Below are 14912 nucleotides of genomic sequence, written 5' to 3'. Positions count from 1 at the left end.
CTAATCCCTCAGCTCTTTACCGGTGATCTCGAGGAACACATCGTTTAAGGTGGGCGGCTCGGCATAGACGCGGCCCACGGCGCACCCCGCGTCCGCAAGCACGCCCAGCACGTCGCCCACGTTGTGGCCGCCCTGCTCGCACTGCACGACCAGCTCCGGCTCGGCGTAGGTCACGCGCCGCACATGGGGCAGCGAGGCCAGGCGCCCGCGCACGGCATCACCAAGCGCCGCCACCTCCACGATGATGCGCTCGCCGGCCCCCACCAGGGCCTTCAGCTCGACATTGGTGCCCACGGCCACTGATCGGCCCCGATCCATGATCATGATGCGCGAGCAAATCTCCTCCACCTCTTCCATATAGTGACTCGTGTACACCACGGTGCAGCCCTGCGCGTTCATGCGGCGAATGCCCTCCAGAATGGCGTTGCGGCTCTGCGGATCCACCGCCACCGTCGGCTCGTCGAAGAAGGCGAGCCGGGGCTTATGGGCAATGCCGCAGGCGATGTTGAGCCGCCGCAGAAGGCCGCCGGAGAGCTTGCGCGGGCGGAACTTCACGTAGTCCTCAAGACCCACGAACGCGATGGCCTCGTCAACGAGCCGCGCCCGCTCGCGCCGATCGTCCACGTACAGGGCGCAGAAGAAGTCGATGTTCTCCCGCACGGTGAGCTCCTCGAACAGCGCCACGTTCTGCGGCACCACGCCGATCTTGCGCTTCAGGTCGTAGCGCGTGGGCGTCATGGGCTCGCCGAACAGGCAGATGTCGCCCTTGTCGAAGGTGAGCAGCTGCAATATGCAATTGATGGCCGTCGTCTTGCCCGAACCGTTCGGGCCCAAAAGCCCGAAGATCTCGCCGGGCTCGATGCGCAAATCGAAGTGGTCGAGCGCCACCACGTCTCCGTAGCGCTTCACCAAGTTGCGCACCTCGACGATGGGCGCCGACATAGCGCCGGCCCGTGCGCTATCGTCTCTCGCGCAGTCGCCCTGCGCGCCATCCTGCGTGCCATCGATCCTCAGCGCGCCGGTCCGCGCGCTGCCGTTCGTAAGCTCGCCGTCCATGAGCGCTCCTTCCCCTATCGGTCATGGCCCCATTATTCCAAGAACCGCCGCGCCGCAGAAGTGCCAAATGTCACGAATGTCGACGTGCCCCTTGCTTCGCGAACGTGCGCCTTATAATGGCCCCATGGATAGAATCGTCGACGAGATCGTTCTCTTCGGGCTGGGGCTTCCCCTCCTTCTGCTCGCTCCCGCTGCCCCCGCAGCCGTAGCGGCGCCGCTTCTCGCCCTCATCGCCACGGGCGCGCTCGAACTGCTCGATCGCGGCGAAGGCGGTGCGCAGCGCCAGGCCCCTGCCAGCGCCGCAAGCCCCGTCCGCGCCGCGCGCTTCATCCGCGTCGCACGTCCCGCCATCGCCGCCGCCTACCTCATCGCCGCACTTGCCGCGCCGGCCCTCGCCGCCTTCGTGCCGCTTCTGGCCTACGCCGCCGTGGCGCAGAACCTCGGCCCCCTGCGCTTTCTATGGCCCGCGGCCCTCCTGGGCGCCGCAGTGTCCGGAAGCGGCGCGCTGGCGGCAGCCGCCCTTCTGCTGGGAGCGCTCGCCTGCCTGGCCGCCCGGCGCACGACCAAAGTTCAAACCGAGCGTGCCTCGCTCCGCCAATGGCGCGACGCCGTGCAGGAAGACCGCCTCGCGCTGACCGAGCGAGCCCGCGACCTCGCCGAGCGGCAAGATTTGGAAGTGAGCTGCGCGGTGCTGGCCGAGCGAGCCCGCATCGCGCGGGAGATCCACGACAACGTCGGCCACCTGCTCACCCGCTCGGTGCTGCAAATGGAGGCCCTTGCCGTCACGCACGAGGACGATCCGGCGCTTGCCGAAGAGCTGGCGGCGGTCGGCGCCACCCTCCACGAGGCCCTCGGCACCGTGCGGGCCAGCGTGCACGACCTGCACGACGAGGCCTTCGATCCACAGACCACCTTGGCCGAGCTGATCAGGGAATTCCCGGGGATCATCGGCACGCTCGCCTTCGAGGCCGAAAGCCTTCCTCGCCCTGTCGCCCTTGCCGTCGTGGCTATCGTGCGCGAGGCGCTCGCGAACGCCCGCACGCACGGGCGCGCCACGAGCGTCGCCGTCTCCCTCCTCGAGTTCCCCGGCTTCTATCAGCTCGCCATCGAGGACAACGGGCGCGCGGCGAACCTGGTCGGCGAGGGCGGCCTCGGTCTCGCCTCGATGGAAGAGCGCGCGACGGCCTTGGGCGGCACCTTCTCATTCGGACCGTTGCCCCCACCGCGCGCCGGCTCCCGCGTCTTCGCCACCTTCCCCAAAACCCAGGAGGTTCGCCCATGAGCGCCCCATCTCCCCTTTCCGTCGTCATCGTGGACGACGACGAGTTCGTGGCCCAATCGCTGCGCACGATACTGGAGGCGCGCGGTAGCGTGCGCGTGGCGGCCCTCGGCACGAAGGGGGCCGAGGCGGCGGCGCTTTTCAACGAGCACCACCCCGACATCATGCTCCTCGACATCCGCATGCCCGACCTGTCGGGCCTGGCCGCCGGCGAGGCCATCCTCGCCGCCCACCCGAAGGCGCGCATCGTTTTCCTCACCACCTTCGCCGACGACGACTACATCGTGCGCGCGCTGGCGATCGGGGCCCGCGGCTACCTCATCAAACAGGAGGCGCGCGGTCTGGCCGAAGCGCTGCATTCCGTCATGGAAGGCCAGATCGTCCTGGGATCCGATGTCACCGACCGCGTGAGCGCGCTCATCGGGCAACGGCCAGCGAACGGCGCCGGAGCCGCCTTCGACGACTCTCTGTCGCACCCCGATAACAGCCAGGCCGCCCCCGCCTTCGCCGAGGGGCTCACACAGCGCGAGCGCGATATCGCCGAGCTCATCGCCGAGGGGCTCGACAACCGCGAGATCGCGCAGGCGCTGTACCTGTCCGAGGGCACCGTGCGCAACCACATCTCGGCCATCCTGCAGAAGTGCGGCCTGAGAAACCGTACCCAGATCGCCATCGCCTGGTGGCGGTAGGTCGCAGCGTCATCCGCTCCCCACCGCCCGCGACGTTCCCCGGCGCCCTCATCGTCCGCAAGACCGCATGGTGCGCCGCTGCAATTTCATGCAAGAAATCTACGGGCAAATGGCTATCATCTCTCCTTGTTATGGAGATGACTCATGCCCCACATATTCAGCAGCCCCGCCACCCCCGGCACCGCGAGACCGTGCGCCGCGCCCTTGGCGGCACGATCGAGTTCCGGCATTTCACCGGCTTCGACCAGCTGTTCGCGCCTCACGCCCACGGCTACCCGGTCATAGGCCTCGTGCGCGAGGGGCATCGCATTATGGAATGCAACCGCACGCGCTACCGCCTCGGCCCCGGCCAGCTGCTCGCCCTCAACGCGGGCGACGCCCACGGATGCGTCCAAGAGGGAGCCACGCCGCTCGTCTACGACAGCCTCGCCCTGCTCGATTTCCACGATTGCCCGCCTTTTGCCGGCCCCATCGTTGAAGACGCCGAGGCCATCGCCCTCATGGGAGAGGCGGTCGACCTCATGCAGGCGGCCGCCGTTGACGAGGGGCACCTGGAAGAGACGATCTACCTGCTCGTCGGCCTGCTGGCCGCGACCGGCCAGCCCGACCCCCGCAACGATGCCGCCCACGCCATGGCCGCCCACCTACGCCGCCACGCGTCAGAAACCGTGCGTTTGGAAGAGGTCGCCGCCGCGGCGGGCCTGGACAAGTACCGCGCCCTGCGCTCGTTCACCGCCGCCTTCGGGCTCACGCCCATGCGCTATCTGACTTCGCTGCGGGTGGAGTCGGCCCGCGAGGCGCTCGCCAGCGGTGCCAGCTGCGCCGAGGCGGCCCTGGCGGCAGGGTTCTCCGATCAGGCCCACCTGACCCGCGCCTTCAAGGAGCGCCTGGGGATGACGCCGGACTTCTATCAACGGGCCGTCACTGAATCCAGCGTCGGCGCCGACCGGGCCAAGGGCGCCCCATTGTCCCCCTCTACCCCGAGAGGCTCCGTCGATTCGTCACCCGAGCAGGTGCTCTCATGAAAGCGCATGCACTCGCCCTGTTCACCATCCTCGTCTGGAGCACCACCTTCGTCGCCACCAAGGTGCTGCTCGCCGCCGGCCTCACGCCGCTGTGGATTCTCGTCATCCGGTTCGTTTTGGGCTTTGCCGCCCTCAGCTGCCTGCGGCCGCACCGCCTGCGCCTGGCGAATCCGCGTGACGGCCGCTTGTTTGCCGCGGCGGGCTTTACCGGCGTGGCCTGCTACTTCCTGCTGGAGAACGTGGCGCTCACCTTCACGAGCGCCACGGCCGTCGGCGCCATCTGCGCCACCTCTCCCCTCTTCTGCGTCCTCATCGCCCTTGCGCGCGGGCAGCGCCCCGCCTCCCCCGCGAGCTTCGCCATCGGGTTCGTCCTGGCCATGGGCGGCATCCTGCTCGTCGGCACCGCCAGCGGTGGGAGTGCCTTCACGGGAAGCGCCGCGGACAACCTCATCGGCTGCGGGCTGGCCTTTATCGCCTCGCTCGTGTGGGCCGTCTACTCAACCCTTGTCAGCCGCATCGCCGAAGCCGGCTACGAGACCCTGACCGCCACCAAGCGCATCTTCGCTTGGGGCCTCCTGTTCATGGCCCCGGCCCTCCCCTTCGCCGGAACGTTTCCCGCAGAAGCTCTCGGGAACCCCCTCGTCGTCCCGAACCTGCTCTTCTTGGGGCTTCTCGCCTCTGCCGCCTGCTTCGCCACCTGGAACTTCGCCGTGAAGCATCTCGGCGCCGTCGTCACGAGCACCTACATCTACCTGGTACCGGCGCTCACGGGCGCCGCCTCAGCCCTCGTGCTCGGCGAGCCGATGACGCCTCCCATCGTCGGCGGCGTCGCCCTCACCATCGCCGGCCTCATGCTTTCAAACCGCAAAGGCTCTCGCCGAGGGCAACGCCGCGGCCACGCCTCGCCCTCCTCTTCGTAGACGTAGTACAATGGCCGGAGCGTCAAGGGATCGCTGCTCGCACCAGCAGCATGGCCCTCACGCACCACCATCGCCATGTCGAAGAAAGGACCCCCGTGGCCGCTATTCCCGATCCCGTCCAAACCGCCTACGAGACGGCGGCGGCCCAGCGCACCTTGTCGCTGCCGACCATCCCGGAAGAGCTGCGCGCTCTGGAGGCCGACGACTTGCGCGGCGGCGCCGACGAGCCCCTGGAGGCCATCGACGCGAGCGGCCTCATCATCGCCGACGAGAATTTCTCGGAGCTGCAGGCGGCCCACGCCCGGTTCGCGAATTGCTTCCTCTCCTGCTGCGACTTTTCCGGCTCGCTGTTTACCGATACGGTATTCGAGGGATGCGACTTCGCCAACAGCTACTTCGATAGCGCCGGATTCACCCGCTGCACCTTCAAGAACTGCAAGCTCACAGGCGCGTCGTTTATGGAAGCGAACCTGGAGCACGTGGCCCTTGAAGACTGCACGCTGGACTTCGGCGCCTTCAACCGCTGCCGTTTCTGGGCCGTATCGGCCACGCGCTGCGATTTCTCCGGCGCCGACATGGCCGAGATGGAGCTGCACTACGTGACGCTGGACGACGACCGCTTCATCGGCACGAGCTTCTTCCGCACGCCCCTGCTCGGGCTCGATTTCTCCACCTGTCAGCTGGAGGGCGTGGCGCTCTCCGACACCATGGCGGAAATCTACGGCACGAAGATGAACGTCTATCAGGCCGCAGCCTTAGCCCGCCGCCTCGGCGTCATCGTGGCGGAGTAGCCTAAGCCGCCATCCTGTCGTCGCGGCGCTTCGACACGAGCAATCTCGGGCGCGGCACGGCTCGACAGGAAACGACGACGGGAGCAGCCGGAGCTGCGGGAGCGCCCGTGCGTCCGTCGGCCCAGGTGGCGGCCACCACCGTGCCCACGATGACCGCGGCACCCAGAAGCCCCATCGCCGAAAGCGTCTCCCCCAGGAACAGGTAGGCGAACAGGGCCGTGAACACCGGCTCGCCCGTCAGCAGCAGCGACACCGTCGTGGAAGAGAGGCGGTCGAGCGCCAAGCTCTGCAGGAAGAACGCCAGGCAGGTGGAGAACAGCGCCAAGAACACGATGATGCCCCAGGCCACCGGCCGCACGGCGGCCACGTCCAGCATCGGCTCCCATGCCAGAGCGCATCCCAGGCACAGCGCAAAGGCCACGGCGATCTGCGTGCCGGCCACGGTCACAGCGTCAAGCTCGGCCAGCGCCTGCTTGCCGAACACGAGCGCGCCGGCCAGCGCCACCGACGACCCTAAAGCCAGAAGCTCGCCCGGCCCCACGGCGAGGCTGCCGCCCTGGCTGCACAGGAGGTACAGGCCGCCGGCTACTCCCACCTGAAAAGGAATGATGGCGCGCGGGTAGCGGGAGCGCTCCACCATCGTTGAGAGCAGAGGCGCGAACACCACCGGCAGCGCCACGAGAAACCCCACGTTGGTGGCGGTGGTAAGGTCGAGCGCCACGTTGCAGCACAGATACGAAATACCCATGCACAGCGCCTGGGGCAGCCACAGCCGCACCTTCACGCTGCGAAGCCGCGCGATGATGCGGCGCCCGAAGAAGAGCGCGAACACCGCCGTGGCCAAGCCGAAGCGGACGGCCAGACACCACAGAGGCGTGATGGAGTCGTAGGCGAACTTCGTCACAGCGCTACCCGATCCGAAAATGACCACTTCGATGAGCACGAATACCACGAACGGCCAACGCGCCTGCTTCCAATGACTCATGGCTCCTCCTCTCGGCTTCGTCGCGGCCCGCATCCGGCACATGGCGGCGCGCAACCTCCTTCAAAGCGCAAAAATCCAAGCCCCACCTGGGGCGTTCTTTCTCTGAATTTGGAACGATGGCTATACTAAGCTCCGGGCAGGAAAAAGTAAAACGAGACTTCTTGTAAAACATTTCAAGAAAGTCTTATACTTGTGCAAGCGCACAACACGAAACAGGCTTATTCGTACCCCAGGGAGACACCTTATGGCCAATCAGAAATACGACGCTTTCCTCACGGTGGCGCGCCTCGGCAGCTTCAAGGCCGCTGCCGAGGAATTGGGCTATACCCAGGCCGGCATCAGCTACCTGGTGAACGCCCTGGAAAAGGAGCTGGGACTGACGCTCTTTTTGCGCGAGTACGGAGGCGTGCATCTTACTACCGAGGGCCGCGAAGTGCTCGGTCTTGTGCAGGCGATCAACGCCGACGAGCATGCGCTGGCCGCCCGCGTGCGCGAACTTGCCGATCGGGAGGGCGGCCTTGTGCGCGTGGGAGCCTTCACGAGCGTGGCCATCGAGTGGTTTCCCTCCATAGCGCGGGCCTTCCTCGACCAGTATCCGAAAATCGACCTGAAGCTTCTGTGCATCGACGACGAGGAGGAGCTCGTGAACGCCGTGTGGGAGGGCCGCGCCGACTGCGCCTTCTCCATCGCGCCCGAGCGGCGCAACCTGGAGGCGGTGCCGCTGCATACCGACCCGCTCCTTGTGGTGCTGCCGCCAGACCATCCCCTCGCGGGCGCCCCCTTCTTCCCCACCGAAGCCTTAGCCCGCGAGCCCTACGTGCAGCTGCAGGGCAACGCGCGCCCCTCCGAGATGGAGGCGCTGTTCGAGGCCAACGGGGTCACCCCCAACGTGCGCTTCACGGTGGACTCCGACTACGCCGTCATGTCCATGGTCAGCGCCGGCCTGGGCTTCTCCGTGCTGCCGAGCCTCATTCTGTCGCGCCCTCTGTTCCCGCTCGCCGTGCTGCCGGCCGAGCGCGAGTGCTCCCGCAGCATCTCGCTCGCCGTGCGCTCGCGCGAAACCGCCTCGGCCGCCACCCGCGCCTTCGCCGAAGTCACCCGAGAATGGGTCGCCGCGCGCTACGGGAGCTAGCACCAACTTCCGAAATGCATACTTGAGAACGGCCGCCCAAACTTGCTTTTTCGCCTTCCGTGCGGAGAAAAGTGCGATCGTGCGAGTCTTTTGAGCCGGGAAAGAGTCCTCGTGCAAGAAAAAGTGCGATCATGCGAGTTTCGAAAGCTCTGAAACTCGCACGATCGCACTTTTCTCCGCACGGAAGAGATAATTCTCGTCCTGGATCTTCGAAACCGCAACTTCTTGCACTCATATGAAAGCAAGAAGTTCTGACCCACCGAAAGCGCCGGTTCACAAAGCGAAGAAAGCCCCCAGTGGGGGCGATTCGCGTTTGCAAGGGGTTTGGGGATGCGAATCGCGCCCACCGGGGGCTTTCGGGATCGGGGGGTCGGGAATTAGCAGCCGCTCTTCCGTAGGGGCTGACCTTGGTCAGCCCTCCTCAACAAAGACAATCTTTCTCAGTCGGGAGGGGCGACCGAGGTCGCCCCCTACGGGTGCCAACCGGAAGACCGGCCTCCCTCGTGCTCTAGAAGAACGGGTAGATGGACACGCCGGTCATGTAGAACACCGCGCGCAGGGCGAGCGCGCTCACGAGCACGCAGGCCGCGCCCACAGCGCCCCACACCTTCCAGTCGCCCTTGGCGCGCCCGGCCAGCGCGGAGCCCAGGCCGGCCACCGCGGCCACGATGGCCGTGACGGCCCAGGACACAGACGCGCCGGAGAAGGGCGCCGTCGAGCCGTCGGGAGTGATGTCCATGGTCGGGCTCGTCGGGTCGAACCAGAACTCCACCGCCGTGTAGGAGCCAGCCGTGGCCTGCATGGCGACGAGATAGGCCACCACGAGCACCACGTTCACGGCCTGGCCGATAAGGTTCGCCTTCGCATCGAGGTCGGACGCCTCGTCGCGCACGGCGCAGATGAGCGCCATGGTGGCCGGGCCGAAGCCGCAGGCCGCGCCGAGCAGCGAGGCGATCTGCAGAAGCGAGTCCCAGGCTGGCAGCGAGGCCATCATGTAGGAGTGGCCCATGACGATGACGAGAATCGCCGCCACGACGATGCCGATGGCGGAAAGCCACGCCGGCACGCGCGCCTCGTCACCCGCGCGGCGCAGGTACACGAAGTAGACGACCATGACGACGGCGAGCACCACGATGGCGATGAGCTCCTGGGTGATGCCGCTCGTGAGGTGCCCGAAGCCGTTGAAGATGCGCTCCCAGTGCTCCAGATGGAAGAACACCGCGATGCCGCCCACGACCAGAAGCGCGGCCGAGGCGATGAGCGCCGGCATCTGGGCGCGGCCGCCCTTTCCGCGCAGCGCCCAGAGGCACTGGGCCGCGAACAGGCCGGCCGCCCAGGCCAAGAGCGTGGTGAACAAGATAAGGGGCCATTGCAGTTCCATTATTCCCCACCCTTCCAGTCGCGGTCGCGCAGGATGTAGGCGAAGTGCGGCCCGTTGCCCACATCGGGCAGGTGGTGCACGTCGGCCTCGGTGTACTCCTTGGCCATATCGCCCAGCTTCACGCGGTTGCCGGTGTACAAATTGTCATAGGAGCGATCGACGTCGTAGCCGATCTCCGGCGCCTCGAAGGAATCGATACCCTCGTCCAAATCGCCGAAGAAGCGGGCACGGCCACCGCACTGGATAACGCACTGGGGCAGACCGCCCTGGGCGGTGATCTGCTCGCAGAGCGTGCACTTCTCGACGACGCGCTCCTCCTCGTTCAGGTAGCGCACGCCGTAGGGGCAGGCCATGGCGCAGAACTGGCAGCCGATGCACTTCGACTTGTCGATCTGCACGGTGCCGTCCTCCAGCTTGTGGGAGGCGCCCGTCGGGCACACCTTCACGCACTCGGGGTTCTCGCAGTGCTGGCACTGCACGGGCAGGTAGTACATCTCCACGTCGTGGGCGCTCGTGGCGCCGGCCTTCAGGCTCGGGCCGATGCGGAGCACCTTGTTCCAGTACGAGCCGATCGGCACGTTGTTCACGGCCTTGCACGCGACCATGCACGCCAGACAGCCCACGCAGCGGTTCAGGTCGGTGACGATTGCTTTGTTCGCCATGGCTTAGGCCTCCTCTCGGATATCGTAGTTGGGCAGCCATTCCTTCAGGCGCGGGTCGGAGGCGTCGCAGATGATCTGGGTGCCGTCCTCCGGCGCGCAGGGGATGACCTTGCCGTCGGGGCAGTTCTCGGGCGTGGCCTTGTAAATCTTCACTGGCACGCCGCGCATATGGTGCGAGCTGATGAACTTGTCCTGGCCCTCCGGGTCCCAAATGCACTCGATGTTGGAGAGCAGGCAGCCGTGGGTCGGCGCCGGCAACTCCGGGAACCACCAGGCATGCTCGGCGTTGGCCCAGCCGGGGGCGATGCCGTGGTACAGATCGACGCACTGGCGCACCTTGCCCCACGCGGTCTCGATCCAGGCCCACTCGCCCTGCTTAAGGCCGAGCTTCTCGGCGTCGGCGGGGTTCAGCTCCAAACGCGGCGCCGGCCACAGCTCGCGGCACCAGGGCAGCTGGCGATGCTCGCTATGGAAGTACACCGGGATGCGGCGACCGGTGGTGAGGATGATCGGGTACTCCTCAAGATCGATCTGACCACCCTGGGCAGAGGACGCGGGCGGCTCGTAGTTCGGCATGATCTCCTTCATCACATCGAACTTGCCCGGCTCGAACTGGTTGGCCATATCGAGGCAGAACGTCTCGAACTCCATGGACCAGAAGCTCACCAGACCCGTCGGCGTGGGGCAGCCGAAGTTGTTCACCGGCTGGCCCGTTTCCGGATCGGTCGACCAGGGAGCGGCCGTGCAGGCGTCCTTGCCCATGCGCATCCAGCCGGTCTCGAAGCGACGGTAGGTGCCCCAGCGGTCAGGCTCGATCACCTTGGCGTTGATCCAGCCGTTCTCCTGGAAGTCGTCGCGGAAGTCCTCCCAATGCTCCCACTTGCAGCCCGGATAGCGGTCGCCGAAACCGGACACCTCGTTGTGGGCCTGGAACCAATCCTCCAGACGGTCGTCGTGATGGTAGGCACCGGGCGCGTCGCCGGCAATATTGGTCCACGTGCCGTTGGGGTTGCCCTGCTTCTCGATGGCCTCGAAGATGAGGCGGTTGATGTCGTAGTCGAACTTCGTGTCGGCCGGCGGCTCGATGCAGCGCTGCGTGAGCCCGATGCCGCCCGAAGCGCCCTGGGACACGCGGATGTTGTTGATCTCGGTCCAGTGCTGGCACGGCAGGATGATGTCGGCCATCTCGGTGCCGGGGTGATGGAACATGTTGATGTCCACCCAGAAGTCCAGCTTCGAGAGCGCCTCCCACGCAAGCGTCGCGTTCGACATGTTCATGAACGAACCGGACTCGTTGATGCCGCCCTTCAGCGGGTACTCGCCCTCGCCCAGGCACGCCTTCCAAATGCAGGTGGCGTCGGCCCACTCGTTGTAGTACGGCAGGATGGGGAACTTCTCGGCGCCGATCATGTTGCTCAGTACCTCGCGGCGATCCGGGATGTTCATCGGGTCGACCTGCTTGTCGGCTAGATACATCGGCGGGCACATGGGCTGGCCGGTGAGCGCCTCCATGCCCTTCAGCGTCCACTTCACTTCCTGGGGCATGTTGGTGCCGGGAGCGGCCGTGGCCTGCTCGTCGACCGGCGTGCGGGAAAGGCCGCGGTTGCCGGCCGGGCCGTCGAAGTTGCCCGAGGAGTAGATGAGGTTGAGCACCGCGCGAACCGTCTGCGCGCAGTTGCCGATCTGATCGGGCGCCAGATTCAGGTGGATGCCACCGTTGCCGTAAGTCTGGCCCTCGGGACGCGTGGCCCACACCGTGCACGACTCCTCGATGAGCTGCGGGTCGAGACCGGTGATCTCGCTGGCCCACTCCGGCGTGCAATCGGCCACCGACTTGGCGAGGTAGCTCCACACCGGGCGCGCGATGTGCTTCGTGCCGTCGGCCAGCGTCACCTCGTGCTCGCCTTCCAGATCGAAGTCGATGCCGGCCTCTTCCAACTCCCAGCAGGAGATCGGCGGCAGGTAGCCCTCCTGCGAGGTGCCCGCGTACACCACTTCCATCTGGTCGCGGGTGGGGGCCACGTGGTTGCAGCCCTGCCACTGGGTGGTGTCGGTATCCCAGTACACCAGGCCGCCCTTACCGTCGTTGGCCTTCTTGTTCCAGGCCATGAACTTGTGGGGGCTGCCGCCCTCTACCAGATCCATCTCCTTCAGAAGGCGCGTCTTCAGCTTCGTGCCGATAAGATCCTGCAAGGCCGGAACCTGAATCGGCGAGGAGAGATCGAGGTAGCGGCCGCCCGTGGGCTCCATGTCCTCCACCACGAGCAAGGACGCATCGGTCCAGCGCTTCACGAACTCCCAGTCGATGAGGTCCTTCTCAATGAGAATGTGCTGCCAGGCCAGCGCCAGCGCGCCGTCGGTGCCCGGCTCCAGGTTCAGCCAGTAGTCGGCCTCCTTGCCCGAGCCGGACAGGCGCGGGTCGACGCAGATGTGCGTCTCGGCGGCGCTCATGCGGTCCACCAGGTTGCGGCAGCTGTCGTCGTAGTTCGAGTTCTCCGGCGCGGTGCCCCACTGCACGTACACGCGCGGCCCGTCGCGCAGCGCCATCCACGGGGCGCCGTCGACCGAGCTGATCCAGCCCATGAGGCGACGCGGGCCCTTGCAGATCTCGGACGCCACATGGGCGTTGGGAGTGTCGAACAGCCACTTGTAGAACGCGTAGGGGCCGTAAACCCACTGACGGGATGTGCCGCACATGTTGAAGATGGACTGACCGCCGTACTGATCCATGATCTCCTGGAACTTCGAGCCGATGGTTTCCATGGCCTCATCCCAGGTGATGCGCTGCCAGCCCGGCTCCTCGCCCTTGGGGTTGGTGCGCTTCATGGGATGGTAGATGCGGTCGGGGTGGTAGGCCGCCTGCAGCGACGACTGCGACTTGCCGCAGCAGTTGCCCGACGACTGGAACGACGACTGGTCGCCCTCCACCTTGACGGCGCGTCCGTTCTCCACCGTGACCCACACGCCGCACTCCATCTTGCCGCAGCCGCGGCAGCACGTGCGCACGCGCTTGATCTCGCTGCCGCGGCTGGGCGCCTCGGCGTCCTCGGCGAGTGCGGCGCCCGGCACCGCGCATCCGATGACCGCCGTGGCAGCCGTGGCCGCGGACAGCTTGGCGAAGGTACGGCGGCTCAAGTTGAGCTTACCCATCTCTCCTCCTTTTTCTCTCATCCTTTCGGGCGCCCCGGACGGGTCGCCCACGTTGACATAGTGGCAAAATCAGGCCCCCGCCGCATCATATGTTTGCCATGATTTTTGAGTTTTCCCAGATGAGAGCTTTGTTAGTCCCCTGAAAAGGTCGGGGGCAAGCACGGGGTTTCGCCGTATAATTTTTGCCAAGGAAAAGGGGAGTTTTCCTTGAGGAATTCCAGGGAAAGGGCTCTCGGCGCGCACATGCGGCGACCGCCCTGCCATTCTTTCTATCGAGGGGGTCGCGTGAGTTTTCGTTCCATCTCAGAGAACCTGAACGCCTACCGCGAAGAAGCCGGCAGCCATCCGGTGGCCCTCGATCGCGTGCTCGGCTTTACCTTTATTCGCGCCTGGGTATACCTCATGTTCGTGGGCGCGGCCGCCAGTTCCATGACATGGAGCGGCGAGCAGATCCCGCCTTTGTTCTACGTCGTCTCCACGGCCAGCCTCTGCGCCGTGCTCTTCGGGAGCGCGCTGGCCGGCGAGCGCTTCGTGCGCTTCATGACCCATCCAGCCGCGCGCTTCGCGGCACCCGCGCTCACCACCGGCGGAACCCTGCTTCTCGCCTCGTCGGCGGCGGACACCGGAGCGGCCCTCTCCTTCGGCATCCTGGGCGCCATCACAACCGGCATCGGCTCGGGGCTGATCGATCTGGGCTACGGCGAGTTGTACCGCAACGAGCCGCCCGCCCGCGCTACGTTCGAGGTGCCCCTGGCCTTCTTTCTGGCCGCCGTGGCGTTTTCCCTCGTCATCATGCTGCCGTCAGTTGTTGGCTGCCTCATCTGCTCGCTTCTTCCCGCCATTTCCGGCTGGATCCTGTTCGTCGAGCAGCATGCCTGGTCGCGCAAGCACCAGGCCAGCGTCCTGCCCATCGATTTCGACCCGAAGTCCTTCGCCTGGCGCATCGGCGTGTGCGCGTGCTTGGTGGGCGTGGCCGACGGCATGGTGCGGGCGGCGTTCCTCTCGTCGAACAACCTGAGCATCCACGTGTTTTTGCAGTGGCCCCTGGCCGGCGCCGGGCTGCTCACCATGGTTATCGTGTACGGCGCCGCCCTGCTCTCCTCCGAACAGAGCACGCGCACCATCTACAAAGCGGCCATCTGCGTCATGGCCTTCTTCTTCATGCTCCTGCCCGTATTCACCAGCGCGCAAGACGTGGAAAGCGTGCTGGCCCTGGCAGGCTACGGCACCTTCAACGTGCTTATCTGGATGCTTTTGGCAGAGATCTCGTCGAACTACCGACTCTCTTCCACCGAGGTGTTCGGCATCGGGTGGGGCATGGTCACGCTCGGCGTGCTGCTCGGTTCCATCGCCGGCAACATCGTGGATCAGTTCGCTCCCTTCACGCCTCAATTCTTAAGCCTCATCGCCCTCATCGCCACCATGGCGGTGCTGCTGTCGTTCCTGTTCGTGTTCCGCGAAAGCGACCTCATCGCGCTGACCGAGGAGCCGGAAAGCGAGGCCGAGAACGCCGAAGATCGCGCGCTCGCCAGCCCCAGTGACGTACCTCCCGCAGCCAGCGACAGCCCCCGCCCGCGCTTCCAGGATCGCTGCCTTGAAGTGGCCGCCGCCTTCGAGCTGTCGCCCAAGGAGACCGAGGTGATGATCCTCTTCGCCAAGGGCCGCTCGGCCGCCCGCATTCAAGAGGAGCTGTTCATCTCGAAGGGGACCGTGAGCACCCATTTGCGCCACATCTACCAGAAGATGGACGTCCATTCCAAGCAGGAAATGCTCGACGTCATCGAAGGCGTCACGAGGGAGTAGGGCCTTCCCCTTTTCTATGCCTTCAGTATAATAGCGGGC

12 protein-coding genes are annotated in these 14912 nt (G+C 66.0%); 7 read left to right on the top strand and 5 right to left on the bottom strand.

The window, feature by feature from the left end; translation table 11 throughout:
- Positions 1-1056 (bottom strand): ABC transporter ATP-binding protein, encoded by a 1056-nt coding sequence (locus tag ACW4LP_RS08035; protein WP_418379502.1) that lies wholly within the window; start codon positions 1054-1056, stop codon positions 1-3.
- Between the two features lie 124 nt (positions 1057-1180).
- On the opposite strand from ACW4LP_RS08035, the gene ACW4LP_RS08030 reads away from it, so the two are divergent.
- From ACW4LP_RS08030 to ACW4LP_RS08010, 5 genes are all read left to right on the top strand, one after another.
- Positions 1181-2338 (top strand): sensor histidine kinase, encoded by a 1158-nt coding sequence (locus ACW4LP_RS08030; RefSeq protein ID WP_302404719.1) that lies wholly within the window; start codon positions 1181-1183, stop codon positions 2336-2338.
- On the top strand, positions 2335-3024 hold the full coding sequence (locus tag ACW4LP_RS08025; RefSeq protein ID WP_114539473.1) for a response regulator: 690 nt from the start codon (positions 2335-2337) through the stop codon (positions 3022-3024). Before ACW4LP_RS08030 ends, ACW4LP_RS08025 begins: the two co-directional genes overlap by 4 nt.
- 137 nt (positions 3025-3161) lie before the next feature.
- A complete protein-coding gene (locus tag ACW4LP_RS08020; protein WP_455803702.1) occupies positions 3162-4049 on the top strand; it encodes a helix-turn-helix domain-containing protein in 888 nt (295 codons plus the stop codon).
- The gene (locus tag ACW4LP_RS08015) at positions 4046-4969 is read left to right on the top strand and encodes a DMT family transporter (RefSeq protein ID WP_270355919.1); all 924 of its coding nucleotides are present in this window, start codon (positions 4046-4048) and stop codon (positions 4967-4969) included. The genes ACW4LP_RS08020 and ACW4LP_RS08015 overlap by 4 nt, the downstream gene beginning before the upstream one ends.
- 95 nt (positions 4970-5064) lie before the next feature.
- The gene (locus ACW4LP_RS08010; RefSeq protein WP_022740678.1) at positions 5065-5760 is read left to right on the top strand and encodes a pentapeptide repeat-containing protein; all 696 of its coding nucleotides are present in this window, start codon (positions 5065-5067) and stop codon (positions 5758-5760) included.
- 1 nt (position 5761) lies between these two features.
- On the opposite strand, the gene ACW4LP_RS08005 is transcribed toward ACW4LP_RS08010, so the two are convergent.
- Complete coding sequence (locus ACW4LP_RS08005) at positions 5762-6745, bottom strand: DMT family transporter (RefSeq protein WP_302222491.1); 984 nt, start codon at positions 6743-6745, stop codon at positions 5762-5764.
- Positions 6746-6989: 244 nt separating this feature from the next.
- On the opposite strand from ACW4LP_RS08005, the gene ACW4LP_RS08000 reads away from it, so the two are divergent.
- A complete protein-coding gene (locus tag ACW4LP_RS08000) occupies positions 6990-7877 on the top strand; it encodes a LysR family transcriptional regulator (protein WP_302404721.1) in 888 nt (295 codons plus the stop codon).
- A 508-nt stretch (positions 7878-8385) separates the two neighbouring features.
- Here the strand turns inward: ACW4LP_RS08000 and ACW4LP_RS07995 are convergent.
- From ACW4LP_RS07995 to ACW4LP_RS07985, 3 genes are read right to left on the bottom strand one after another with little or no spacing between them, the layout of a single operon-like run.
- Entirely contained in the window at positions 8386-9258 is an 873-nt protein-coding gene (locus ACW4LP_RS07995; RefSeq protein WP_302404723.1) for a dimethyl sulfoxide reductase anchor subunit family protein, read from the bottom strand.
- A complete protein-coding gene (locus ACW4LP_RS07990; protein WP_022740684.1) occupies positions 9258-9920 on the bottom strand; it encodes a 4Fe-4S dicluster domain-containing protein in 663 nt (220 codons plus the stop codon). Before ACW4LP_RS07990 ends, ACW4LP_RS07995 begins: the two co-directional genes overlap by 1 nt.
- Positions 9921-9923: 3 nt before the next feature.
- Complete coding sequence (locus tag ACW4LP_RS07985; RefSeq protein ID WP_302404725.1) at positions 9924-13070, bottom strand: molybdopterin-containing oxidoreductase family protein; 3147 nt, start codon at positions 13068-13070, stop codon at positions 9924-9926.
- Positions 13071-13355: 285 nt separating this feature from the next.
- On the opposite strand from ACW4LP_RS07985, the gene ACW4LP_RS07980 reads away from it, so the two are divergent.
- The gene (locus ACW4LP_RS07980; RefSeq protein WP_455803701.1) at positions 13356-14873 is read left to right on the top strand and encodes a response regulator transcription factor; all 1518 of its coding nucleotides are present in this window, start codon (positions 13356-13358) and stop codon (positions 14871-14873) included.
- Positions 14874-14912: the final 39 nt, after the last annotated feature.

Source organism: Adlercreutzia sp. CNCM I-6215, from assembly GCF_977072315.1.
This window is presented reverse-complemented; position numbering and strand designations above follow the sequence as displayed.